18 protein-coding genes, 1 pseudogene and 1 other annotated feature are annotated in these 25425 nt (G+C 37.1%); of the genes and pseudogenes, 6 read left to right on the top strand and 13 right to left on the bottom strand.

What is annotated here, in order from left to right; translation table 11 throughout:
- The 3 genes and pseudogenes from WQ54_RS33605 to sppA all read right to left on the bottom strand — a co-directional run.
- A pseudogene (locus WQ54_RS33605) lies at positions 1-745 on the bottom strand (transposase); the annotation flags it as partial.
- 101 nt (positions 746-846) lie between these two features.
- The gene (locus WQ54_RS13700; protein ID WP_052737789.1) at positions 847-1374 is read right to left on the bottom strand and encodes an RDD family protein; all 528 of its coding nucleotides are present in this window, start codon (positions 1372-1374) and stop codon (positions 847-849) included.
- Positions 1375-1387: 13 nt separating this feature from the next.
- Positions 1388-2392: a signal peptide peptidase SppA gene (gene sppA, locus WQ54_RS13695; RefSeq protein WP_046517462.1), complete on the bottom strand. Its 1005-nt coding sequence runs from the start codon at positions 2390-2392 to the stop codon at positions 1388-1390.
- 156 nt (positions 2393-2548) lie between these two features.
- On the opposite strand from sppA, the gene WQ54_RS13690 reads away from it, so the two are divergent.
- A complete protein-coding gene (locus WQ54_RS13690) occupies positions 2549-3349 on the top strand; it encodes an NAD kinase (protein ID WP_046517461.1) in 801 nt (266 codons plus the stop codon).
- A gap of 220 nt (positions 3350-3569) precedes the next feature.
- Here the strand turns inward: WQ54_RS13690 and WQ54_RS13685 are convergent, their stop codons facing one another.
- The 6 genes from WQ54_RS13685 to ezrA all read right to left on the bottom strand — a co-directional run bounded on the left by WQ54_RS13685 (position 3570) and on the right by ezrA (position 11931).
- Positions 3570-5168: an amidohydrolase gene (locus WQ54_RS13685; RefSeq protein WP_046517459.1), complete on the bottom strand. Its 1599-nt coding sequence runs from the start codon at positions 5166-5168 to the stop codon at positions 3570-3572.
- 137 nt (positions 5169-5305) lie between these two features.
- Complete coding sequence (locus WQ54_RS13680) at positions 5306-6889, bottom strand: acyl-CoA synthetase MbcS (RefSeq protein ID WP_046517457.1); 1584 nt, start codon at positions 6887-6889, stop codon at positions 5306-5308.
- A gap of 335 nt (positions 6890-7224) precedes the next feature.
- Positions 7225-7437, bottom strand: a complete 213-nt coding sequence (locus WQ54_RS13675; RefSeq protein WP_046517455.1) for an alpha/beta-type small acid-soluble spore protein — start codon at positions 7435-7437, stop codon at positions 7225-7227.
- Between the two features lie 88 nt (positions 7438-7525).
- A complete protein-coding gene (gene thiI, locus WQ54_RS13670; RefSeq protein ID WP_046517454.1) occupies positions 7526-8725 on the bottom strand; it encodes a tRNA uracil 4-sulfurtransferase ThiI in 1200 nt (399 codons plus the stop codon).
- 4 nt (positions 8726-8729) lie between these two features.
- Positions 8730-9875 (bottom strand): cysteine desulfurase family protein, encoded by a 1146-nt coding sequence (locus WQ54_RS13665; protein WP_046517452.1) that lies wholly within the window; start codon positions 9873-9875, stop codon positions 8730-8732.
- Positions 9876-10233: 358 nt separating this feature from the next.
- Positions 10234-11931 carry a septation ring formation regulator EzrA gene (ezrA, locus tag WQ54_RS13660; RefSeq protein WP_046517451.1) on the bottom strand — a complete coding sequence of 566 codons (1698 nt, stop codon included), beginning with the start codon at positions 11929-11931 and terminating at the stop codon, positions 10234-10236.
- A gap of 392 nt (positions 11932-12323) precedes the next feature.
- Here ezrA and hisJ point away from each other — a divergent pair, with 392 nt between their 5' ends.
- Positions 12324-13133 (top strand): histidinol-phosphatase HisJ, encoded by an 810-nt coding sequence (hisJ, locus tag WQ54_RS13655; RefSeq protein ID WP_046517449.1) that lies wholly within the window; start codon positions 12324-12326, stop codon positions 13131-13133.
- Here the strand turns inward: hisJ and refZ are convergent.
- Entirely contained in the window at positions 13116-13766 is a 651-nt protein-coding gene (gene refZ, locus WQ54_RS13650) for a forespore capture DNA-binding protein RefZ (protein WP_046517447.1), read from the bottom strand. The two genes, hisJ and refZ, sit on opposite strands and share 18 nt — an antisense overlap.
- Positions 13767-13886: 120 nt before the next feature.
- Between refZ and WQ54_RS13645 the strand changes: the two genes are divergently transcribed.
- The gene (locus tag WQ54_RS13645) at positions 13887-14366 is read left to right on the top strand and encodes a GAF domain-containing protein (RefSeq protein ID WP_046517446.1); all 480 of its coding nucleotides are present in this window, start codon (positions 13887-13889) and stop codon (positions 14364-14366) included.
- A gap of 180 nt (positions 14367-14546) precedes the next feature.
- On the opposite strand, the gene WQ54_RS13640 is transcribed toward WQ54_RS13645, so the two are convergent.
- Positions 14547-16352: a GGDEF domain-containing protein gene (locus WQ54_RS13640; RefSeq protein ID WP_046517444.1), complete on the bottom strand. Its 1806-nt coding sequence runs from the start codon at positions 16350-16352 to the stop codon at positions 14547-14549.
- Between the two features lie 431 nt (positions 16353-16783).
- Between WQ54_RS13640 and rpsD the strand changes: the two genes are divergently transcribed.
- Positions 16784-17386 carry a 30S ribosomal protein S4 gene (rpsD, locus tag WQ54_RS13635; protein ID WP_046517442.1) on the top strand — a complete coding sequence of 201 codons (603 nt, stop codon included), beginning with the start codon at positions 16784-16786 and terminating at the stop codon, positions 17384-17386.
- A 196-nt stretch (positions 17387-17582) separates the two neighbouring features.
- Here rpsD and tyrS read toward each other — a convergent pair whose 3' ends face one another.
- Positions 17583-18845 (bottom strand): tyrosine--tRNA ligase, encoded by a 1263-nt coding sequence (tyrS, locus tag WQ54_RS13630; RefSeq protein WP_046517441.1) that lies wholly within the window; start codon positions 18843-18845, stop codon positions 17583-17585.
- A gap of 75 nt (positions 18846-18920) precedes the next feature.
- Positions 18921-19143: a binding site (T-box leader), on the bottom strand.
- Positions 19144-19457: 314 nt separating this feature from the next.
- Here tyrS and WQ54_RS13625 point away from each other — a divergent pair.
- On the top strand, positions 19458-22361 hold the full coding sequence (locus tag WQ54_RS13625; RefSeq protein ID WP_046517439.1) for a transglycosylase domain-containing protein: 2904 nt from the start codon (positions 19458-19460) through the stop codon (positions 22359-22361).
- Positions 22362-22525: 164 nt separating this feature from the next.
- On the opposite strand, the gene acsA is transcribed toward WQ54_RS13625, so the two are convergent.
- The gene (gene acsA / locus WQ54_RS13620) at positions 22526-24241 is read right to left on the bottom strand and encodes an acetate--CoA ligase (protein ID WP_046517437.1); all 1716 of its coding nucleotides are present in this window, start codon (positions 24239-24241) and stop codon (positions 22526-22528) included.
- Positions 24242-24671: 430 nt separating this feature from the next.
- Between acsA and WQ54_RS13615 the strand changes: the two genes are divergently transcribed.
- Entirely contained in the window at positions 24672-25304 is a 633-nt protein-coding gene (locus tag WQ54_RS13615; protein ID WP_046517435.1) for a GNAT family N-acetyltransferase, read from the top strand.
- Positions 25305-25425 lie beyond the last annotated feature (121 nt).

Raw genomic sequence — 25425 nt, 5'->3', positions numbered from 1 at the left:
GTGTAAGGCATAACAGGTCTAATTTCTTTGTCCATTAAATATTTCGCAACGGGTGGAGTTTTATATCCTGCGTCTCCAGCAAGAGCATTAGGCTTACCTACTTTTTCAATCAATTCATCTACAAGAGAATTTATTACCTGACTATCGTGTACATTTCCACCTGTCACTTGATTGGCAAGTATAAATCCCTTATTGTCACAAACTGTGTGAAAGGAATAGGCAAATTGTTTCTCTCGTTCATTCTTAACATAATAGCCACTTTCAGGATCTGTTGTGCTTACTTTAATTTCTTTTGTCTCCGCCTTTGTTTGAGGGGTTAAAGGCTTTTTTCCATGTACAATTCGATCTTCGTTTATCTCTTCTTCTAGTTGAGTTTGATAGCTTTTTGTTTCTGCTTTGACAGCTTCTTTTATAAACTTCCTCTTGTTTGCATTTGCTTTAACATGTGTAGAGTCTATAAAAACAACAGAAGGATCAACAAACCCTTTTTCTATCGCTTCATTTTTGTTTTTCTCATTGATTTAATTCCGAATACATATTGAATAAAGACCATCTTTATTAACACAACTGGATCGATACTTGGACGACCATTATCCAAACAATACAAATCTTCAACTTAGTCATAAATAAAACTAAAATCAATAGCGGCTTCAAGCTTTCGAACAAGATGATTAGCAGGAACTACTTCATCAAGTGCAATCATCGATATTTGATAACGACCTTCCATTGATTGTTTCGATAACATATATTTGCACCCCTCAAACCAACTTTACTACTTTATTCGACAAAAAAAGCTTGTAGACCTGCCTGAAAATCAGACTTTGTCTACAAGCTGAAGCCTGCTGATTATTCAGCAGGCTTTTCTTCATTTTTTTTAATAAATAACTTCTCATGGATTACTTGTGTATCAGCAAAAATATCGTGCAGTCCTTGTTTTTTAGGGGTAAACGCAACAATGAGATAGCCGATCCAAATTGTCTTCGATATATAACGGCCAACTAATTCCCTAAATATTATTGTCCCCCAATGTAAGCTTCCCTCTTTAGTGGAAATGACTTTGATTCCAAAAACCATTTTCCCTAATGTTTGCTGAAGATACTTTGTCATTAAAACAAAATAGGCAAAAAATATAACCGCAGTTGCAATCGAAACAGGAGAAAACATAAATGAAGAATTGTTATCTAATCCAAGTAACTGAAATACAGGATAAATTATAATACGATTTATGCTCCCAATTACAAGCAGGTCGATTACATAAGCCCAAAAGCGGATCCAAAATCCCGCTTGTAAGTAATTATAATCACTTATCGTTTTTATATGGACAGGTTCATAAGGCAACTCTGTATTCTCTGCTCCTTCATAAGTAGCGTCCACATTCCATCCCTCCCTATTCAGAATATAGGTACATTAATCTTGGAGAGTTTGAGTTTGACAGGAACTGGAATAAGTTAGATAATTCTGCCTCCTCATTAAAGACCTTACTCACACTCATTGACAGGAATGATTCAAGACCTAATGCTGTTCCATATTCAACCACCTGTGGATCCTCTAAATCAAGATCCTTTTTCATGGCTTCTACCACATCATCAAAATAACCAAGCTCATCAATCAGCTTCTTTTCCTTTGCTTGCCTTCCATCATAAATACGCCCGTCCGCCACTTTACGGACATCCTCTTCTGATAAAGGCCTTCCCTCTTTGATTACTTGAACAAAGCCATTATAGGCATTGTCCACCATTGTTTGAAGAATTTTTCTTTCCTCTTCGGTCATCTCGCGTGTTGGCGAAAAAATATCCTTATAAGGACCACTCTTTATTGTTTCAAATTTAACTCCATACTTTTCTGCTAATTCTCCATAATTAATGGACTGCATGATGACGCCCAGTGAACCTGTAAGAGTATCTGGTGCTGCAAAAATTTTATCTCCCGCAGTTGATATGTAATAGCCGCCTGATGCTGCTTGTGTTCCCATAGATACGTATAACGGCTTTTTACTTTCTTTTTTTAGCTCCATAAGCTTTTTATGAATTTCCGCACTTTCAACAACTCCGCCGCCTGGTGAATTAACTCTAAGAATGACACCTTTTACACTTTCATCCTCAGCGGCAGCCTCCACCATATCTAAAAAGGTTTGATGATGATAGCCTGCTGTGCTAAAAAAAGAGGAAACATCTTCACCGGTATCTTGAATGACACCATTTACATCTAAGACAAGAATTTTATCAAAGGAAGACCCTTCTTCAATTATTTCCTCCGAAAAGCCAGAGGTTGTTGCAAATGCTTCTTTAAACATCTCACTTTGGTTTATAAACAACATTGTTGAGCTGATAATAATCGAAAAGACGAATAATACACCAGCTATCGCTAATGCTCCCCAGCGTTTACCATTCATTGAGTTTGTCTCCTCCTTAATTATGAACTGATATGATATGATTTACATAGCTTTTAACATTTAATTATGTAAAAGTGGTAAACTAAACAACATAAAGTATTGTAACACTTCTAAGGAAAAAAGTGGAGATTTTACCTATATTGAGGAGGAATCGTTGTGTCAGATCGTCGTAATGTTTATTTTTTCTACAAAAAAGAAGATAAACTAATAGAGAAAGTTGAATCATTAATTAATTTTGCAAGGGAACATGAATTTCGTGTTGTCGAAGATCATGCACAAGCAAATATTATTGTGAGTATTGGCGGAGACGGAGCCTTTTTACAAGCTGTTCGAAAAACAAACTTTCGTTCAGACTGTCTGTATGTAGGAATTGGAATTGATGATACTTTGAGCTTGTATTGTGATTTTCATCTTGATGACAGACAAAAAATGATCCAGGCAATAACTGAATCTACAATCGAAGTAAGACGTTATCCGGTCTTAGAAGTAAAGGTAGATGAAACGACAACATTTAAATGCCTGAATGAATGTTCCGTTAAATCAAGTATTATTAAAACGTTTGTTATAGATGTATACATAGATGATCTTCATTTTGAAACATTTAGAGGGGACGGCATGCTAATAGCAACTCCAACAGGCAGTACTGCCTATAATAAATCTGTAAATGGAGCAGTTGTCGATCCAATGCTGCCATGTTTGCAGGTTAGTGAGCTGGCATCCTTAAATAACAATCTATACCGCACACTAGGTTCATCCTTTATTTTAAGTGACAAAAGAAAATTAATATTAAAAATTGTACAAGATGGCAATGACTATCCGGTAATTGGAATGGATAATGAAGCATTAAGCATCCAAAATGTGAAACAGCTCGAATTCGGACTAAGCGAGCTCCCAATAAAAACCGTAAAGCTTAAAGATAATTCATATTGGGAGAAGGTAAAAAGAACTTTCTTATAAAAAAGGCTCAAAACGACAAGCATAAGACGAATAGGGCTAGACCCTCGGAGCAGTGAAAAACTATGGCGTCAACGAATAATTGCACCTCTCTGATGGTACTGGAGGCTTGCCCATATAAAAATGTATTCTATTTAAAAGGGCTTATATAAGGAGAAGTTTACTCTGGTTATGAGAATATGTTATTAAAATTGGGAAGCAGTGATCTGCTTCCTTTTACTTGTTACTTAATCTGGCTATCAGCTTGATACATGATTTCATTATCTACCACCGTCATCACGACTTTTGTCGTTAACAAATCCTTGTCTGCAATCTCAAAAATATCTTGATTAAAAACAGTAAAATCTGCTTTAAAACCTTTCTTGATCATACCGCGATCATGTGAATGATGAATAGCGTATGCACTTCCTTTTGTAAAAAGCTCAACTGCCTCGTAAACGGAAAGCTTCTGTTCAGGAGAATAGCTTTTTCCTGATTGGTCATACAGACTCGTTCTTGTCACTGCAGCATAAATACCTAATAGAGGATCAACTGGTTCTATAGGTGCATCAGATCCACCAGCACAATGAATTCCTTCTTGGAGGAGGGTTTTCCATGCATAGCATGTATCCATATGTTCCTGACCAATTCGATCAATCACCCAAGGGAAATCACTTGAGACAAATCGCGGCTGAATATCTAAAATGATTGGAAGGTGTTTTGCTTTTTCAATTAACTCTTCTCTTAATATTTGAGCATGGATTAATCGATCATGCTGCCCTTTAAGCGGCGGATGCTCTTCAATAACTTCAAGTACCCATTCAAATGCTAAATCGCCAATGGCATGAACGGCTACTTCCATTTTGAAAGATCGTGCTTTTTTAATCAGTTCAGCTAGTTCTGCTTTCGAATGAATCGCCACTCCTGAGGTGCTTGGATCATCTTTATATGGAAAACTTAACAGCGCTGTTCTTCCTCCTAATGCCCCATCAGCAAAAATCTTCATTGCTCCAAATTCTACATAATGTCCCATAATTCTTTCTTTTTCCTGGAACTCCTCAACAACATGATGATGGACAAGAAGATGGGTGCGAAATTTTATCTCATTGCTTAAAACATTCTGGAAGGCGCCTAATGTATTTTCTAAACTTCCATAATAGGACAAATCCTCAGAATGAGCACCAACAAGTCCCTTTTTCAGGCAATCCCTAATTGATGTTTTAAGTGTTAGTTCGAGCTCTTCCTGAGTCGGAAATGGTGCTACCTGATAAATCAGCTCCTGGGCTTGATCTAGTAAATAGCCTGTCGGTTCATTCTTCTCATCGCGGACGATAACGCCTCCTTGCGGATTATCAGTATCAGCTTTAATCCCCGCAAGCTTTAAAGCTAGTGAATTTGCGATGACCGCATGTCGGCATATTCTTTTAAGGACAACCGGATGATGCGGGGCTACTTCATCCAGTTCCGTTTTATGGATAATTTTTTGGTCAGTTAATTGATTTTCATTCCAGCCTTCCCCTATTACCCACATTCCTTTTTTTAGGTCCTTAACTCGCTGTTTAATACTTTCGACGATATCCTCTGAACGTGTGGCTTTAGAAAGATCCAGTCGTAAAAGCTTTTCACCATGTCCGATTAAATGAAGATGACTATCGATAAGTCCGGGTATCATCGTCATTCCATTTAAATGATTCTTCTCCTTAAGTTCTTTTTTATATTTTTCTAATAATTGCTGATAACTCCCTGTATCAATAATATAGCCATTTTGTACATATACTGCTTCAACTTTTTCTCCTTCTTTTTCTAACGTATAGATGTTTCCACCGAACCACAATGTACCCAAATACCATTCCTCCAAATTTTTTGTTTCTATCAGCATGGTACCATAATGAACAACAGATCAAAAAAACCAGGCAATGGTACCTGGTTTTTGCAAGGGCTGCTTCGCTGATTACTAAAGAGAGAGTTAAATTTTTTGATTTACGCTTGCTTCAATTCAAGCTCACGCTGCCTAAGCTCAATCCTGCGAATTTTGCCAGAGGTTGTTTTAGGTAATTCATTAATAAATTCAATTTCCCTTGGATATTTATATGGTGCGGTCAACTCTTTAACATGGTTCTGTAAAGTTTGAATGAGATCTGCATTTGTTTGATGAGAAGGATCTCGTAACACAATATACGCTTTTACGATATTTCCTCTTATTTCATCAGGACTAGCTACAACCGCACATTCTTTAACTAATGGATGCTTGACAAGTGCATCTTCTACCTCAAATGGACCGATGGTGTAGCCAGAGCTGATGATAATATCATCGCTTCTGCCTTCAAACCAAAAATAGCCGTCTTCATCCATTTTAGCTCTGTCTCCTGTAATATAATAGTCTCCGCGATACTGCATCGCCGTCCGTTCAAACTCCTTATAATATTCTTTAAATAATGCTGGAGTATCTTTATGGACGGCAATATCTCCAACCTCATTTATTGAGCAAGGCTCACCTTCATCATTAATAATAATGACATCATTACCAGGTGTCGGTTTCCCCATTGACCCAGGCTTAATGTCCATTTCTTTCATTACACCCACTAGAAGTGTGTTCTCTGTTTGGCCATAGCCATCACGAACTTTTACGTTATAATAACGCTTAAACGTGTCAATCACTTCACGATTCAACGGCTCTCCGGCAGATACAGCACTATGAAGATTTGCAAGAGAATAGTTTTCTAGGTTCTCGACCTTTGCCATTATTCGATATTCAGTCGGCGTGCAGCATAAAACATTTACTTTGTACTCATCCAACAGCAGCAAATATTTCTCGGGATCAAATTTCCCATGATAGACAAGACCGGTAGCACCTGACCCCAACACAGATAAAAACGGACTCCATATCCACTTTTGCCATCCTGGACCAGCCGTAGCCCAAACAATATCCTGTTCATTAATGCTAAGCCAATTTTTTGCTGCAGTTCGTAAATGGGCGAACGCCCACCCATGTGTATGTACGACACCTTTAGGATTGCCTGTGGTGCCTGATGTATAAGAAAGGAATGCCATACTTTCTGATGTTGTCTCTGCTATTTCCATCGTTGTGCTTTGATTTGCCATGAGGTCATCTAAAGAGAGCCAATCCTTCTCATTTCCATTCACAACTATCTTTATGAGATTATTATATTCTTTTATCTGCCTAAACTCACTTGTATATAAACCGTAGCTGATGACAGCTTTAACATCTCCATGTGACACTCGATATTGTAAATCCTTTGTTCGTAACATTTCAGAGCTAGGAATGACTACTAAGCCTGCTTTTAAAGCACCAAGATAAACTGCATAGGCCTCTATAACCCTGGGAATGACTACAAGAACTTTATCACCCGATTTTAACCCCTCACTAATTAAAGCGTTTCCAATTTGATTTACCTTTTGTAATAACTCTCGATAGGTAATCTCCTTTTTTTCACCTTGTTCACTTTCCCATAATAATGCAACTTTAGTTGAATCTGCTGCATATTTTTCAAATTCTTCTACAAGGTTATAGCTTAATGGTGCAAGTAGTTCTTCTCTTACCATTCTTCCCCCTCCTTCATGTTTGTACAATAATATTATACCTAATAGTGTCAATATTTTAAATATTAACTAAGAAAAGCGGAAGCACCTCGAACAGCCCCGACTTGCATAAGACGATTTAGAATAGAAGGCGTTCATTGCCTTCAATTCTAAATTGGCTTATAACTCGAGGGGGCTAGGTGCTGAGCTAGACATCAAAACTATGTAAAAAAGCTAGACTTTCCAAACCAATTAAAAAGCCCACTTTTTTGTGAGCGATTGAATGAAAGATGATATTTCTTATTCAAAAGAAAGAGCGGGGATGCCCCCGCCCTCAGTAGCCATTATTTATTCATTTATTAACGTTGAACTGAACCGCTCATTTGTTGTTGAGCAAAAGATACTAAACGTTTAGTGATTTCACCACCAACAGAACCGTTAGCGCGTGAAGTAGTTTCAGCACCTAAGTTAACACCGAACTCAGTAGCGATTTCATACTTCATTTGGTCGATAGCTTGTTGTGCACCAGCTACTAATAATTGGTTAGAGTTGCTTGATCTGTTTTGTGCCATGTGTATCACCTCCTTGTGAGTATAGAATGTGTAAATACACATGGCTTCATTCATAATTATTTTTGGTAATTATTAGAAACTTTTGTTATTAAAACAGATTGCTGAACTCGTCCTTCTGCTCCTTTGTCACAAGGATGGTTTCGATATTGTTTATTGCGTCATCGACGAGTTCATCAAAATCAACGAAACTTTCAAAGCGTGAAACCTTTTCAAGCTTCGGTTTCGTTTTTGGGTTTGCTGGTGTAAAAATTGTACAGCAATCTTCAAATGGGCGAATTGATATATCGTGAGTCCCAATTACTTTAGCAATTTCAATGATCTCTGTTTTATCCATCGTAATTAACGGTCTTAAAATAGGAGTGCTGGTCACATCGTTTATTGCAACCATGCTTTCTAATGTTTGACTAGCCACTTGTCCGAGGCTTTCGCCTGTGATTAAGGCAAGTGCTTGCTTGTTTTCCCGCAATTTATCAGCAATTTTAAGCATCATTCTGCGCGTAGATGTCATGGTATAATTTTCAGGTACTTGCGATTGAATTTTTTCTTGTATCGTTGTAAATGGGACAATATGCAGTTTTATACTTCCGCCAAAAGCAGTAAGTTCTTGTGTTAAGTCAATAACTTTTTGCTTAGCACGTTCACTTGTATAAGGCGGACTAAAGAAGTGGATAACTTCTAATTCCACTCCCCGTTTTAAAGATAAGTAACCAGCAACAGGGCTATCAATTCCGCCAGATAATAAAAGAATTGCTTTGCCGCTGGAACCAACAGGTAAACCGCCTGCCCCCTTGTAATCATAACAGGTTAAGTATGTAGCCTCACTCCGAACTTCAACCCGCAGGTTAATGGTCGGTTTTTTTACATCAACTGTTAAATCATCCGTGTTTTTAAGTATATGTCTTCCAATCTGATAATTTAATTCGTTTGTATCAAGCGGAAATTGCTTGTTTGCGCGTTTAGCTGTAACTTTAAATGTATCATTCGGATGGTAAAGACTTCTGATGGCTTCTAATGCAGATTCTTTTATTTGGTTTATATCACTTTCACATTTAATAGCTAAACTGAATGATTGGATACCAAAGATGTTTTTCAGCTTTTCAACGATTCCTTCATGATCTTCATTATGTAAATGAAGATAAAGTCTATCACGTGTACTTTCGTATCCTAATTCTGGATAGTCTGCTAGTACTTCCTTAATATTCCGTTTTAATCGGTCAACAAATTTTTTTCGATTACGCCCTTTAGTAGATATTTCCCCAAATCGAATTAATATGTGATCAAATTTCATCTTTTTACCTCATAACCTTTGCTAATTTTTCGATCCCCTTTGATAGCGTCGTTATAAAAGGGGGAATGATCTCTTCAGTTTGTTCAAGAGATAAACTTACCCGAATTGCACTTTTTGCAATATCCTGATGCTTATTCATTGCAATCAGAGTATTGCTTATAGCTTTTCTTCTTGATGAACAAGCAGATGTTGTTGATACAAAGATATTATGCTCTCCAAGAAAATGAATCAGTACTTCCGCCTTCACTGCCGGCACTGAAAAATTTATGATATGTGGCGCGGCATGCTTTATTGGTGTATTAACAATGACTCCGTCTATATTCATAAGTTCTTCTAGTAGTTTATCGCGAGTTTGTTTTAGTCTAATTGAGTGATGTTCCGCTTTTTCACTTGCCATTCTAAGAGCTTTAGCTAAAGCTACGTTTCCTGCTAGGCTTTCCGTTCCAGATCTTAACTGCCGTTCTTGAGAACCTCCCGAAAAAAGAGGCAGAAGCTGCACTCCCTCCCTTACATACAAAGCTCCTGTACCATTTAATCCATGAAATTTATGACCAGAAATCGTACATAAATCAATATTCGCATTTTTTAAATTTAAAGGTACCTTTGTCATTCCTTGCACATTATCAACATGAAAGAGTACATTTGAATAAGATTTTAAAATTTGTCCAATCTCCGCTATCGGCTGGATCGATCCTACTTCATTATTTACATGCATAATTGAAACAAGAATAGTATCGTCACGCAATGCCCTTATCATGTGTTCAATTGAGACGAAACCGTCCCCATCAACAGGGAGATAGGTAACTTCAAAATCAAAAAACCGTTCAAGTTGCCGAAACGATTCTAAAACAGATGGGTGCTCAACCATCGATGTAATCAAATGCTTTCCTTTATGTTGATTCGCTAGAGCAGCTCCCTTTATTGCAAGATTATTTCCCTCAGTGCCCCCTGAAGTAAAAATAACCTCCTGCTGCTCTACACCTAATAGAAGAGCTACTTGCTTTCTCGATTGATTTAGCAGCGACTCAGCCTCACTGCCAAGTTTATGTAATGAAGAAGGATTGGCAAAATAAACTTCTGTTGCTTTTGCATAGACTGACATAACCTCTGGATATGGCATAGTTGTCGCACTGTTGTCTAAATACAACATCTTGTTTCCTCTTTCCATATGTAAAGTTAGAATTTGTTTAAATCCTTACATTTTGTTTAAAATCAACAGTTAGTTTTCTTATATTCAGGTTGTAATAATACCATATCAAAAAAGGAAATAAAAATATATCCTCTTGTTTCTGTGAAGCAGTCATAAATACTGCAGCCTTATCCCTTACCTTGCAGTCCTATTCTTCGGAGTTAGGCGCTGGAGCTAGGCACTAAGACTAAATACAAGAAGTTATACTTTTCTTAATCTCATAAAACAAAAAACAGGAATGCTAATGAAATGATTATGTAAGCATCCTATCGTGCCTTCACATAATACATTTCATTATAGCCATCCCTGTCTCTTCTTTCTAAATTCGTTTTTCCTCGTTAATCATTTGTTGGATTTTTTGTAATGAGCCCGGTTCAACTTGCTCAAGAGCTGCCGCTGCCGTTTCTAATGATTGATTATATTCATATCTTCTAAAAAGTTTTTCTGCCTCTAAAAATTTTTCTGCAACCTGAGGATTTCGGTTTCGATATCGATTGCCATATTGAATAACCTGTTCAACCAGATAAACTTGTTCCATTAATTCATCCGCAACGCGCTTTAACGTTTCTACGGATTGGACGGCTTCCTCCAATAATTGATTGACAACAAGCATATTTAATGGAATTTCATTTAATTTTACAGTTACTTTTGAAACAGCTCTTTTTGATTGATCAATTAACTCAACCAAATCAGCAGGCAATCCAGGTATATTGTTATGGTGAACAGCTCTGCTTGTTTCAAGCAATACTTTTTTCAGCTCGTTCAATTTTTCACGTGCTTGAAGCTCATCTTTTCTTAACATTTGAAGCATTTCGCGATAGTCGTTATGGTCTTCAAACAGCTTATTAATTTGTGTTTCTATTTCTTGCAACTCTTCCTTGATAATTGAGTGAGCAACATGATCATTTTGTAAATTTTGCTCAATATGTGCAAATTTCTTTTCAATTTGCGAAAGCTGCTTTTCAATTAGCTTTTGCTTATCAAGCTCTGTTTCTGACAATTGGTAGCTTTGCTTAACAAGATCAGCCTCTTCTCCGGTTGCTGCTTTTTGTTTTGCAAAGTCAATTAATTTACTGTTTATTGATTCTTTTGCTAGTTTTACAGAATGATTTGCTTCTACTTCATTCTCTAATAGATCATAGATGGTATCGATTGATTCCTGAGTTGCTTGAAGACTTTCTCCAATATCCTCAATTTCCGTTTCTTCTAATTGTTTCCGGAATAATTCCAATTGTTTGTTAAATTTCTCTAGCTCTGCCTCCACCTGAATATGTTCAAGATAATAACCATTAGCCTTCATCTCCTTATAACCTTCTGCTAATTCACTAATTAAATTAGGTAATGTAATATTACATTCGGTTAATAACTTAGGAATTTCATTTATTTTTTCTTGGAGAAGGTCAAGCTCTTGCCTTAGCTTGATTAAAATGTCCCTTGCGGATAAATAATTTCCTTCATTCGTTTCCGAATCAAACTTCTTTATCTCCTCAGAAATCTCTGCTAATTTCTCCTCTAATTTGACATGTGCCTTGCCAAATTGGTGGCTGTGAGCAATTAATGTCTTTTTTATTTTTTTATATTGCTGTTTGATCTCTTCACTTTCAATCTTGTTTTTTTCTTCACTGAAGACCAATTCATTAATTTCTTCAATGATTTTATCAATATTTTCATCAATTGTTTTTAATACCATTTCAACATGCTGAAGAACATTTTTGGATTTCGTAAATCGATATTTATCAGATAAATCCTCAGCATCGAAGAGGAGTTCCTCTACTTCTGGAAGCTGAGTAGTAATTATTTCATCCCATTCACTTCTCCATTGCTCAAACAGCTCTTCGGCCTGTCCGACCATTTTTAATTCCTTCACTTTAGATAATTCATCTACTATAGACCGATTCATAATTTGAATTTTCCATGCTTCCAAGCGATCAACATCTTTATAAATTTTTCTTCTAAACATGTATCCTGCCCCAAAGAGAATACATACTAAAAGAATTAATCCAATAATAACTTCCATAATGAGCCCCCTCGTTGTTACACAAAATCCTCATGACAGGAAAAAAACTCCCCACTGATGAAAGTTTTACAATATCATGCTGATAAGCGTTTTTCTTAAATCTATGTATAAATGAAACCTTCATTTTAATTATGTTTGAATTTGCCAAATAAAAAAGAAAATACCTTTAATTTCTTTTTCTTTTGAAAAAGGTTCCTATCATATAAGCAACACATTTTTAATGTTATTTCAATGTATTTATGATACCATGTAAACGACATTTTTTGACCAGAAATTTTAATTTTTTTACATTATTTGTACTCGATTGACAGGTTGGCTTGGAAAGCAAATATCTGACTGATAAACAAGGGATATGACGTTTTATTGACCACAGTTAAGAAAGGATAATGACGATGAAGAAAAAAGATGGACATGTTCATTCCCCTTATTGTCCGCATGGGACAGCGGATCGACTAGAAGAATATATCGAACAGGCGATAAAAGAAGAGTTTGACATTTTAACCTTCACAGAGCATGCGCCGCTTCCATTTGGATTTAATGACCCGACGCCAAATGAAGACAGTGCCATGAAATTAGAAGACATTGATTCCTATATTTCAGATCTAGAATTTTTAAAAGAAAAGTATCGGCATCTTATCAAGATCAACATCGGGTTGGAAGTGGATTATATCAAGGAATATGAACATGAAACAAAACAATTTCTAAATCAATTTGGTAAATTTCTGGATGATTCTATTCTTTCTGTTCATTTCTTAAAACTGAATGATACATACTTCTGTATGGATTTTGACGAAAAAATATTCGGTAAAATGGTTCAAGTTGCCGGTTCCTTAGAAAAACTTCATCATGCCTATTATCAGGAGGTATTACATTCGATAAAAAGTGACTTAGGATCCTATAAACCGAAGCGTATTGGGCATCTAACATTGGTTCATAAATTCCAAAAGCTATATCCAATTACATTCTCTACTGAGTCTGTTATTTTTGAGGTACTTCAAGCAATAAAGGATCATCGATTAGAGATTGACTTTAATGTTGCTGGATTAAGAAAAGAATTTTGCGGGGAAACGTATCCAGGAGAAACAATTGCTAAATTTGCAGAAAAACAAAAAATCCCTCTTATCTATGGCTCAGATGCCCACAGTGCAAGGGATGTTGGGAAGAATTACTCACATTATGATCAATTAACGAACGGCAGCTAGATTTCCCTCCAGAGATAGATTCTCTGCCAGCAATGAGTTTAGCCAAATTTTTAATTCTTTATAATATTGATGAACAAAATAGGCTTCGTGCGGTTGGATATGAAGAACCTCACTCATATATTGCGGCTGCAAATATGGCATATGCAAAAGGCTTCGTAATTGGATAATCATATGTGGTACAAAACCTTTTCGAATAGATCCTTCCTCTATCCCTTGTTCAATGACAGATTTGATGTAATATTTTTCTTTCGTTAAATAGGTCGTCATTACTTCTCGAATAAGGACAGAATCTACTGTCACTTCACGGTATACAAGTCTTGAAAGTTGACGGTTCTCATGCTGATAATTTAATATATCTAAAATAGTTTTACTTAAAACGATGTGGGCATTACCGTATTTTAATTGGGAATAATTTTCTTCGATTACTCGAATATACTCCTCATAATAGTGTGAAACAAGGTATTCAAGTAAACCGCCCTTCCCTTTAAAATAATAGGAAATATGAGCAACATTAACATTTGCTCGATTGGCTATTTCCCTCACAGACGTACCTGTAAAGCCCTTTGAATTAAATAAATAAATCGCTGCATTAAGAATCTTTTGCTTTGTATCACGTGATGGTTGTTTAGTCATTTGGATCACCTCCGTTCTCATATAACTATACATTCCATTAATAGCGCTAGATTCCTTTATCAATCGCTCGACAAAGTTCTGATGACTTTGTTTATTCTTAGCTAAAGGTAGGTAATCAAGATGTTTCATGTCGAAAAATATGCAGGCAGTAAAGAAGAACAATATCAATTATTGATAAAACAGCTGAAAGCCCTTTTAGAAGGTGAAGATGACCTGATCGCAAACTTATCTAATGCTTCAGCATTATTAAATCAATTTTTAGAGGATATTAACTGGGTAGGCTTTTATCTATTAAAAGAAGGTCAGCTTGTACTAGGACCTTTTCAAGGCTTGCCAGCTTGTGTACGCATTCCATTAGGAAGAGGTGTGTGCGGTACAGCAGCAGCAAACAAAAAAACAGAACGTGTTGCTGATGTTCACCAATTTCCGGGGCATATCGCCTGTGATGCTGCTTCCAACTCAGAAATTGTTGTTCCCCTTATTAGGGATAATGAACTTATCGGCGTTTTAGATATTGATAGTCCAAACAAAAATCGATTTGATGAAGTTGATGAAGCTTCATTAGAGGAATTTGTTAAGACATTGGTTACTTATATATAAAAAATGTGGAAGCAAGCGCCTTACTTAGCACAGGCAGTATAGAGGATGTTTTTTACCTTTAATTCTAAAAATGCAAGACTATCTGGGCTGGACGCATGCGCTAAACACATCAACTAAGTACAAATAGAATACTGCTTAATTAAAACAAAAGTGGGCTGGAGTTCATCCAGCTCACTTTTTTCATACTTGTACGATAACTTGATTTTTCCCTTCGTTTTTTGCCGTGTACAGGGCCTTATCAGCTCGGCTAAAAAGATGTTTAAAGCTTTCGTTCATCGTAACATTCCAATAGGATACCCCGCATGATATAGTGATTGTCGGATTTGTATTCTCTCTTACCCGTTTCACGATTCTGTCCGCTACCGTTATTCCTGCTTGCAAATTTACTTGCGGAAGATAAATTGCCAGTTCTTCACCGCCCCACCTTGCTCCAATATCATTCTCGCGTATATTAAGCTTTATAGTATTTGCGACCTGGACGAGAACATCATCCCCAATTTGGTGACCATATGTGTCATTGATCATTTTAAAATTATCAATATCAATTAAAACAAAGGTTCCTTGGCGATCCATTTTCATGGAATTCTCTATAAAACTAGTAAAATAATTGCGAGAATAAAGCTGTGTTAAATGATCAGTTTTAACCATTGTTTCCAGTTCTTCTCTTAACAAAGAATTAGTAAGAGCAAGTGTTGAATGATGTATAAGTGATTGCAGTAACTTAAACATATCAAATGAGAAATGATATGGCTCCTTGTGAAGAACCAGTGCACATCCTTTAAGATTCTCACTTTGAACCATCGGTACAGCCATTACGGAGGAAAATAAAGCAGTCTTTATAGAAGTTGTTATATTACCGATGAATAATCCTTCTAAATCCTTTTCGATTTTTTCCCGAACGTACTCAATGTAGGTCTCAGCAGCATCTGTATGAAAAAAACCCGTACTTCCTGGAAAGATATGTACCGATCGATTTGAATCAAGATAAAAAAACCCCACCTCATCAGCATTAAATGAATTCATAATACTTAATGACATATAAGTCATCGTGTCTGTTAATCTTAAATTCTTATTTAAGCGATGAGACGTTTCATTAATAAGCTGCAAATCCTTTATTAGTCGTTTGGACTGCTCATATAAGTGAGCATTTTCTAATGCTTTACTTGCTCCGTTTGCTAGCATTGTGATAAAATTTCCATTTTTATCACTTAGCTCCAGTCCGTTAGTTGCAATAACCTGTAAGACACCATATACCCCTTGTTTTCCGTTTAATGGGGTATAGAGCTTTGTTTGACTCTGTTTATTATCCCTTGTCAGCTGGGCAATTCCAGTAACATAAGCCTCCATTGCCAGCTCATTACCTGTTTGATAATCAAAATCCAAGTTTTTAATCGGCAAATCACGAATGTTTTCATGATCCTGTGATAAAAACAAATAAAAATGATAGTCAGAAAACATCTTTTGTAAAACCGTAATCAGTTCAGTAAGAACTGCATCTTTATTCATAAGTGAATGCAGTTTATCGGTTAAATGATATAGCAGTTCATACTTTTGTTCATTTTGAATGACTTCTATTAAATTTAAACTATGGCTATAGAAAAATGAACACGATTTTGCCATTTCGTCTAATACCGCGCTAGAAAATTGACTGGCTTCTAATCCATTTAAATGGATTATACCATGCAGCACATTCTGGTAATAAACTGGAATAAAAGCTTGCTCTCCAAAAAGATAACATTTCCCTTCTATAAAATTGTGTTTTAAAGAGGAAAATTCTTCGTTGTTTATTTTCATAAATGGTAATACATACCTTGGTAGATTATCTTTTGGAATAAACACAGCTTGTTCAATTGATAGTTCCTTTTTTATAACAAATGTCAGTTTTTCAATTATTTCGTTTACTGAATGCTGTTGGTGATCGTTCCTTAAATATTCAAAGAAGGCACTTTTTATTGACATTATAACGAATTGATCATGATCATCCATATCTCTCACCCACACTATCAAGTTGCAAAACACGTGACTTTTTTACTACAAACAAAAGAATTTCTATTTCATTATATCATAAAATCCGTTCATTTTTGTATAAAGTTGGAAAGTTTGTCCTCCATCGTATTTCCTATTAATCAATAACTAGCTTTTAAGAACGAACCTTTAATTATGATTATTTTTATTCCTTTATGTAAAGGCTCTTGACTTTATACATGGAAGATCATATAATGTTCGTTGTGTATAAAATATGCAGCCTATTGATGAAGCAATCTTGATTTCATTTTGTTCCCCTTTTTTAATAAAGGAGGTGTATCGAGTAACTCTATGCTGCTGGAGCGAGGATACATGAAAACAAAATGTGCAAAATTGTGCAGTCAGTCTGGTTTTTATTTTATGCAAAATAAAAACATAAAGGAGGAGTTAGCATGGCTCGTTATACAGGCTCAAGCTGGAAACTCTCTCGTCGTTTAGGTATTTCATTAAGCGGTACAGGTAAGGAATTAGAAAAGCGTCCATATGCTCCAGGACAACACGGTCCGGGACAACGCAAAAAAATCTCTGAATATGGTTTACAATTACAAGAGAAGCAAAAGCTTCGTCATATGTATGGTGTAAATGAGCGCCAATTCCGTAACCTATTTGATAAAGCTGGCAAAATGGCTGGTAAACATGGTGAGAACTTCATGATCCTTCTTGATTCTCGTCTTGATAACGTAGTGTACCGTTTAGGTTTAGCTCGTACTCGCCGTCAAGCACGTCAAATCGTTAATCACGGTCATATCCTTGTAGATGGCGGACGTGTAGATATCCCATCTTACCAAGTAAAACCTGGTCAAACGATCACTTTACGTGAAAAATCTCGCAACCTTGACATTGTTAAGGAAGCAATCGAAGTAAACAACTTCGTACCTGATTACCTAACATTCGACGCAGACAAATTAGAAGGTACATTCACTCGTTTACCTGAACGTTCTGAATTACCTGCTGAAATTAATGAAGCTCTTATCGTTGAGTTCTACTCTCGTTAATAAGAAAAATCCTGGCCATTTGGTCCAGGATTTTTTTATTAGCAAAAGCGGCTAGGACAATTAAATCACCCATGAGCGGCTAAGCGCAGGAGCTGGATCAGCACACTTCTTCACAGTTTAAAGCGAATTATCATTACCTATGCAGCAAAAAAGAACTGTCCCTATTGAGACAGCCCTCTTCTCATTAATCGTCAATTTATACATAACGGATAAGGAAATACTTTTTCTTCCCTCTGCGGATGACAGTAAACTGCCCATCAATTTTATCTTCCTCTGAAAGAATTTTCGCCAGATCTTGAACTCGCTCACCATTAATATAAATAGCCCCATTTGTAATGTCCTCTCTTGCTTGACGCTTTGAAGGTGAGATTTTCGCTTGGATCAGCAAATCTACTATACCCAATTCTTTTTCTTCAATGTTTGTAGATGGAACATCCTTAAATCCTTCTAAAATTTCATTGCCTGTTAATTGTTTAATATCCCCGCTGAATAATGCTGCAGAAATCTTAATTGCTTGTTCTAATGCCTCTTCACCATGGACAAGCTTGGTTACTTCTTCAGCTAGCGCTTTTTGCGCAAGGCGTTTTTCTGGTGCATTTTTTACTTCTTGTTCTAATTCCTCAATTTCGTGTTTGGAAAGGAACGTGAAGTATTTTAAGTATTTCACTACATCACGGTCATCTGTATTAATCCAAAATTGATAAAATTCATATGGTGATGTTTTTTCACGATCTAACCAAATCGCTCCGCCTTCGGTTTTACCGAATTTTGTACCATCAGCCTTTGTTACAAGAGGGATTGTTAAACCATACGCCTTCGCATTTTCTTCTGATTTACGGATTAGCTCCAATCCAGCTGTAATATTCCCCCACTGATCACTTCCGCCAATTTGCAGTTTACAATCATTGTTTTGATATAACTTTAAGAAATCAAACGATTGTAAAATCATGTAGCTAAATTCTGTAAAGGAAATCCCTGATTCAATTCGTGTTTGAACTGAATCTTTTGCAAGCATGTAATTTATTCCAAAGTTTTTCCCAACATCACGCAGGAATGAAATAACATCAAGACTGCCAATCCAATCATAGTTATTCACGATAATAGCTGGATTTGACTCAGCCTCAAAATCAAGGAATCTTGATAATTGTCCTTTAATTCGATCTGACCATTCCTTTACGATATCTGCGGTATTTAATGTACGCTCAGCTTTCTTCCCGCTTGGATCACCAATCAATCCCGTAGCACCGCCGACAAGTGCAATTGGATGATGACCATGCTGTTGAAAACGTCTAAGCGTTAATACAGGAAGTAAATGACCAATATGAAGGCTATCTGCTGTAGGATCAAAGCCGGAATAGAGCTTAATTTTCCCCTCGTCTAATGATTTGGCAAGACCCTCCTCATCTGTAACCTGGTTGATCAAGCCTCTAAATTGTAAATCACCTAATAATTCACTCATTTTTGGATCTCCTTTGTTAATTTATTCTTGTTTCAACCCTATTATAGAATGGACGCCAAAAAGCCCCTTCAATACTGAAGGGGCGAAAGTTTCGCGGTACCACCCTACTTAGGATTGTGTCATTACTAATCCTCACTCGGTTCTTTAACGGTTTAACCGTCTTTTTCTACTCAGGATTCCCTTTCAAAAAAGAAGCTCATGGACGTAATTCATGGATAATCTTTATGCTGATTTCCACCAACCATCAGCTCTCTATAAAAGGGAGATCACCACTACTAAAACCAATCTTAGCCATATCTTATATGGAATTAACTACATGCATTTTACCCATAATCTACACCGAAAGTCAATACTGAGAGTGAAACACCGAAGAAGAAAACCATATATCTTCTTAGCAGACAAATAGACATCAACCACTCCTTTATCCAGTTCAAAAATTATGCAAAGCTATCAGGATTAGTAAGAATCACTGCCCGTAATGATCCGATAAGTTTCGCTAACCATCAGTGGGGATAGTACGTCTCCACTGATGGAAGTCTCACTTTATGACAAAACCATACAAATTTTGCGTTTTCTTATGGTATAATATTTAAGATTCGGGGGGATTGCATAATGAAAAAAAAGGATGAAAAACTTAGGCGCTTCTCACCTTTCATGAACAAAGATTTAGCTAGAAGCTTTCGGATATCCTATAACGTTATCGGAAACCTTCTCTTATTATTCCTTGTGATTGGGCTCATTGGTATTTGCTTTGCCGGGGGTGTTGGTGCTGGATATTTTGCTTCATTAGTTAAGGAAGAACCAATTCGTTCGTATGAAGCATTGAAGAACGATATATACAATTATGAAGAAACATCAGAGATTTATTTCGCAAACAATGTCTATCTTGGAAAATTAAGAGCAGACATTGATCGTGAAGAGGTAAAATTAGAAGATGTATCACCGCATTTGGTTGATGCTGTTATCGCCACTGAGGATGAGCTTTTTTATGAGCATGATGGCGTTGTGCCCAAAGCGATCATGCGAGCGCTGTTTCAGGAGTTTACAAATGCAGCAGTGCAAACAGGCGGAAGCACACTTACACAGCAGTTAATCAAAAATCAAATCTTAACAAATGAGGTATCTTTTGACAGAAAAGCAAAAGAAATTCTGCTTGCATTACGTCTAGAAAAATTCTTTAAAAAAGATGAAATTATTGAAGCATATTTAAATGTAACAGATTTTGGACGTAATTCAAATGGCCGAAACATTGCAGGAGTCCAGGCTGCTGCTAAAGGTATTTTTGGAGTTGAAGCAAAGGATTTAAATATTCCTCAATCTGCGTTTATTGCAGGCTTGCCGCAAAGCCCGTTCGGCTACACGCCATTCTCCAATGATGGCGGTACTGTTAAGGAGAACCTTAATCCTGGTATTAACCGAATGAAAACAGTTTTAAACCGGATGTATTCTGGAGGATATATTACAAAGGCAGAATACGAGGAGGCCTTGTCCTATGATCTAAGGGCCAATTTAACACCTAAAAAACCTTCCTCAATTGAACAATATCCTTTTCTAACATATGAAGTTGAGGCCCGTGCAAAGGAAATTATCATGGCACAGCTTGCGAATAAGGATGGGTATACAAAGGAAGAACTGAATAAGGATGAAGAGCTAAAAAACCAATACTATGCTTTAGCTGACCAAGCAATTCGACATAAAGGGTACCGTATTCACACAACAATCAATAAAGACATCTACGACAAGATGCAGGATGTTGTGGCAAATTACAAGTATTACGGCAGTGACAAGCCCGAAAATATTAAAGACCCTGATACAGGAAAAACAAAAGTGATCCAGGAACCAGTCGAAACCGGCGGAGTATTAATTGAAAATAACACCGGAAGGATTATCAGTTTCGTGGGAGGACGTGATTTTGATCGGGAAAATTTAAATCATGCTACACGTGCTGAACGGCCAAATGGTTCTACAATGAAACCATTACTTGTATATGCACCTGCAATGGAATTAGGAAAATCACAACCTGGGTCTGTGATTGCAGATGTTCCATTTTCATTAGGATCATGGAGACCGCAAAACTATGGCGGCGGCTACCATGGATTAACAAGTGCCAGAACAGCCTTAAAGCAGTCCTATAACATTCCAGCTGTTAAAACATATTTAACAATTATGGATCAAAAGCCGTTAAGTTACTTAGAAAAAATGGGTTTTACAACTCTCCATGAAAAAGATTATGGAGCTCCTTCATTAAGTTTAGGCGGAATGACAATTGGTGTGACGGTTGAAGAAAACGTAAATGCTTACACAACCTTTGCGAATAAAGGGAAATTTATCGATGCTTATATGATTGAAAAGATTGAAACAAATGACGGGAAAATGATCTATCAGCATGAAAAAACAGAAACGGATGTATTTTCCGCGCAAACTGCTTATTTAACGCTCGATATGATGCGTGATGTTATTAGCAGCGGAACAGCAGCTTCATTAAATGGCTATCTATCATTCAGTGCTGACTGGGCTGGAAAAACCGGAACTGGTCAAGATTATCAAGATGCATGGTTCGTTGCCACCAATCCAAATGTAACTTTTGGAACCTGGATTGGTTATGATACACCTAAATCGCTGGAGCAAAATTACAAAGGTATGTCATACAGTAAACGCAACATTCTATTATGGGCTAAATTAATGAATGCTGCTTATGATGCGAATCCAGAATTGGTTGCTCCAAAAACTCGTTTCCAAAGGCCGGATGGAATTGTTTCGAGATCGTATTGCACATTAACAGGTGAATTGCCGTCAGAACTTTGCCAAAAAGCAGGCTTAGTGGCAACAGACCTATTTAATGTTAAATATGTTCCGAGAACAGTAGATGATAGCTTAACAAGCGGGAAATATGTAGTCGTAAAAGATCGAGCTTATAAGGTCCCTTCATCAGCACCGGCAGAATTTGTTCAGCAAGGTGTTATGCTGAAGAAGGAAATCCTTAAGAAGCACGGTATATCAAGTCTTGGTGACTTAAAACGATTATTGCCAAGTTCATCAAAATTAGGAAATCTTGTGATAACTGAAGGAAATGAAATAGCTGATAATGGGGCATCTCCAACAAAGGTCGGCGGGATTTCTGCAAGTGATTCGAAACTAAGCTGGAAGGCTAACCCTGACAATGATGTTATTGGCTATCGTGTATATGCAGCATCAAATTATTCAACAAATTATAAGAAGGTTGCTAGTGTTCCAGCCTCAAATTCCTTAGCTGTAACAGTCGGTCAATCACCAGCGGCATATTATGTTGTTGCAGTCGATGTGGCTGGCCGCGAATCGGCACCATCAAACATTATCAAAATTGGGGAATACGCTGAGAAAAAACCTGCTTCTGTCCCAGCAAACACTAGTCCTGCTAATAAAGAAACAAAGGAAAACAACAAACCTGCACCACCAAAAAAAGAAGAGCCTGATACCAAGCCGGCTCCTGTTGATACAAAACCAGCTCCTGCTGATAACAAGCCTAGTGAGACATAGTCCAAACACAATAAGACAGCCATCAAGGCTGTCTTATTATGTAAACATAGGTTCTACCAGCATTCCATCCTAAAATGTTAGGTCTGCTATCTAATCAAATATAAAAAGGCCGAAGATATTCTGTGATCATCTTTGGCCTTTTTATTTAGGTTACTGTTTTTATATTAATCTTCCATTGTTGAAAGGTCGCCTGTCGGCAAATCAAGCTCCCAAGCCTTTAAGACACGGCGCATAATTTTTCCGCTTCGTGTTTTAGGAAGCTTATCACGGAACTCAATTTCTCGTGGTGCAGCATGGGCTGCTAACCCTTTTTTCACAAATGTGCGTATTTCCTCTTTTAACTCATCAGATGCTTCATATCCTTCACGAAGCGCAACAAATGCTTTGATGATTTCTCCCCTTACCGGGTCAGGTTTACCAATAACTCCTGCTTCTGCTATTGCCGGATGTTCGATAAGCTTACTCTCAACTTCAAATGGACCAACGCGCTCGCCTGACGTCATAATGACATCATCAATTCTTCCTTGGAACCAGAAGTAGCCATCCTCATCCATATACGCTGAATCACCTGATACATACCAATCCCCTGGCATAAAATACGATTCATATTTTTCCGGGTTATTCCAAATTGTATACATCATGGATGGCCAGCCTTTTTTAATCGCTAAATTCCCCATTCGATAAGGAGGCAGCTCGTTGCCTTGATCATCAACGATCGCAGCTTCTACTCCTGGAATTGGTTTTCCCATAGATCCTGGCTTAATTTCCATACATGGGTAATTACAAATAAGCTGTGCACCAGTCTCTGTCATCCACCAAGTATCATGAATGCGTTTATTAAATACTTTCACTCCCCAGCGTACAACCTCAGGGTTTAATGGCTCACCAACACTTAGAACATGTCTAAGGGAGCTGGTGTCGTATTGTTTTACAAGCTCATCACCTGCGCCCATCAGCATTCTAAAAGCTGTTGGTGCACTATACCATACTGTTACACCATAATCCTCAATTGTTTGATACCAATTATCAGGACTGAATCGTCCGCCAACGATCACATTGGATGCACCAGATAACCAAGGTCCGAAAATCCCATAAACCGTTCCGGTTACCCAGCCTGGGTCAGCCGTACACCAGTATACGTCATCCTCCTGCAAATCCAATACCCATTGAGCCGTTTGGTAATGCTGAACCATTGCCTGGTGGACATGCAGGACTCCCTTTGGTTTGCCAGTTGAACCAGATGTATAGTGCAGCAGCAGTCCATCTGTCTTCTCGACCCATTCAATCTCAAGTTCCTTGCTAGCTGTTTTCATTTCAGCTAAAAAGTCAATATGCTTTGAGGTATCAACAGAGTTACCAACGACAACGACATGTTTTAATGATGGCAATTCACTTACTGGGATTCTTTCAAGTAATTCAGGAGTTGTGACAATAACTTTTGCATCACTGTCCTCAAGACGATCTTTTACCGCACCTTCCATAAATGCTTCAAATAAAGGACCTACAATTGCCCCAAGTTTTACAGCACCTAAAATGACAAAATACAATTCAGGCGTTCTCGGCATAAAAACAAATAAGCGGTCTCCCTTTTCAACATCAGCAGTTGTTTTAAGAACATTTGCTGCTTTATTAGAAAGTTCCTTCATTTCTTTAAACGTGAATTTTTCTTCACGTTCAGGGTCGCGATAATAAAGGGCGATTTTATTTTTACGAAATGTTTCTGCATGCTTATCAATGGCTTCATATGCTGCATTCATACGGCCAGTTTCAGACCAAGTAAAATTCTTCTCTACCTCTGACCAATCAAATGAATGATAGACAGCATCATAATCATGCAAATTAAAATTCCCCTTCACGGATGGTAACGCTTCCAATTTCATCATATACTCCCCCTTATGTAAGTCTTGATAAGACTATTATATTACAATACTTCATTTTTCTCAATTTTTGAAATTTATATAATTTAATCATAATGTAATCGCTTCATTTTGTAAATAATCTTGTATAATAGAGTTACAGGTCTTCCTGCAATTGTACACCTTTCATAGTATCTATTATTATATTAAACAGATATGGCTTGATAAAAGACTATTTTTTTCAGTATATCTATGAACAATAAAATAAGGTGAGACTTTTTATGCTTAAAGCGCCATATCCTGTGGTTTGCGCCTGACTGGGACAAACTATCCCTCGTCGGGTCACTGCGGGCAATTATCCCCATGCTTCGCTTTGATGCAGGGGTTTTACTGCCCGTTATGATTGGGATAAAATTGACTACATACTTTCTTACTCTTTAAAGGCGGTGACCTAATGATACACCTTAAAACATATAATGCAAAAGAAATTAAAACACAGAATGGAAGTATTTTTATTGAAGGGCCGGTCTCTCAAGAAAAACTGGCTAGCTATGATTTTCATGAAGGTTTAGTAGCATTTAGGCAGCCAAAACAGCAGCATAAGGCCTTGGTTGAAATAGCAGGACTTCCTGAAGGTAGAATCATTATTGCTAGAGTCCAAGATGTAATTGTTGGCTATGTCACCTATTTGTATCCAGACCCATTAGAACGATGGTCTGAAGGAAATATGAAAGAGCTAATAGAATTAGGAGCCATAGAGGTGGCAACTGAATATCGCGGTTATTCAGTAGGAAAAAATCTGCTAAAGGTTTCTATGATGGATGATGCCATGGAAGACTACATTATTATTACAACAGAATATTATTGGCATTGGGACCTAAAAGGCTCTGGTTTAAATGTATGGGAATACAGGAAAATTATGGAAAAAATGATGAATGCAGGCGGCTTAGAATGGTATGCAACAGATGATCCGGAAATCAGTTCACACCCTGCTAACTGCTTAATGGCGAGAATCGGAAAAAGAGTTAAACCTGAATCGATTGAACAATTTGATCGTCTACGCTTTCAAAACCGTTTTATGTACTAATATCTATCTACTTTTACCAATTTTAATAAGGGAATATTCGTTAATGTTGAGGAGGCGTGCTTACATGAAAATAACAACCGTTTCGTTGATGATGTTGACTAATTTACGAGCTTTAGGAATT

Origin of the sequence: Bacillus sp. SA1-12 (genome assembly GCF_000981385.1) — a bacterium.
Lineage (GTDB): Bacteria > Bacillota > Bacilli > Bacillales > Bacillaceae > Metabacillus.
The sequence above is the reverse complement of the archived record's forward strand: the minus strand, read 5'-3'. Positions and strand labels throughout refer to the sequence as shown.

Bases quoted from the DNA above. Each gene is read 5' to 3' on its own strand.
- sppA (WP_046517462.1), bottom strand. From the start codon at position 2,392: ATGAATGGTAAACGCTGGGGAGCATTAGCGATAGCTGGTGTATTATTC.
- WQ54_RS13680 (WP_046517457.1), bottom strand. From the start codon at position 6,889: ATGGTAAGAGAAGAACTACTTGCACCATTAAGCTATAACCTTGTAGAA.
- WQ54_RS13675 (WP_046517455.1), bottom strand. From the start codon at position 7,437: ATGGCACAAAACAGATCAAGCAACTCTAACCAATTATTAGTAGCTGGT.
- thiI (WP_046517454.1), bottom strand. From the start codon at position 8,725: ATGAAATTTGATCACATATTAATTCGATTTGGGGAAATATCTACTAAA.
- WQ54_RS13665 (WP_046517452.1), bottom strand. From the start codon at position 9,875: ATGTTGTATTTAGACAACAGTGCGACAACTATGCCATATCCAGAGGTT.
- ezrA (WP_046517451.1), bottom strand. From the start codon at position 11,931: ATGGAAGTTATTATTGGATTAATTCTTTTAGTATGTATTCTCTTTGGG.
- hisJ (WP_046517449.1), top strand. From the start codon at position 12,324: ATGAAGAAAAAAGATGGACATGTTCATTCCCCTTATTGTCCGCATGGG.
- refZ (WP_046517447.1), bottom strand. From the start codon at position 13,766: ATGACTAAACAACCATCACGTGATACAAAGCAAAAGATTCTTAATGCA.
- WQ54_RS13645 (WP_046517446.1), top strand. From the start codon at position 13,887: ATGTTTCATGTCGAAAAATATGCAGGCAGTAAAGAAGAACAATATCAA.
- WQ54_RS13640 (WP_046517444.1), bottom strand. From the start codon at position 16,352: ATGGATGATCATGATCAATTCGTTATAATGTCAATAAAAAGTGCCTTC.
- rpsD (WP_046517442.1), top strand. From the start codon at position 16,784: ATGGCTCGTTATACAGGCTCAAGCTGGAAACTCTCTCGTCGTTTAGGT.
- tyrS (WP_046517441.1), bottom strand. From the start codon at position 18,845: ATGAGTGAATTATTAGGTGATTTACAATTTAGAGGCTTGATCAACCAG.
- WQ54_RS13625 (WP_046517439.1), top strand. From the start codon at position 19,458: ATGAAAAAAAAGGATGAAAAACTTAGGCGCTTCTCACCTTTCATGAAC.
- acsA (WP_046517437.1), bottom strand. From the start codon at position 24,241: ATGAAATTGGAAGCGTTACCATCCGTGAAGGGGAATTTTAATTTGCAT.
- WQ54_RS13615 (WP_046517435.1), top strand. From the start codon at position 24,672: ATGATACACCTTAAAACATATAATGCAAAAGAAATTAAAACACAGAAT.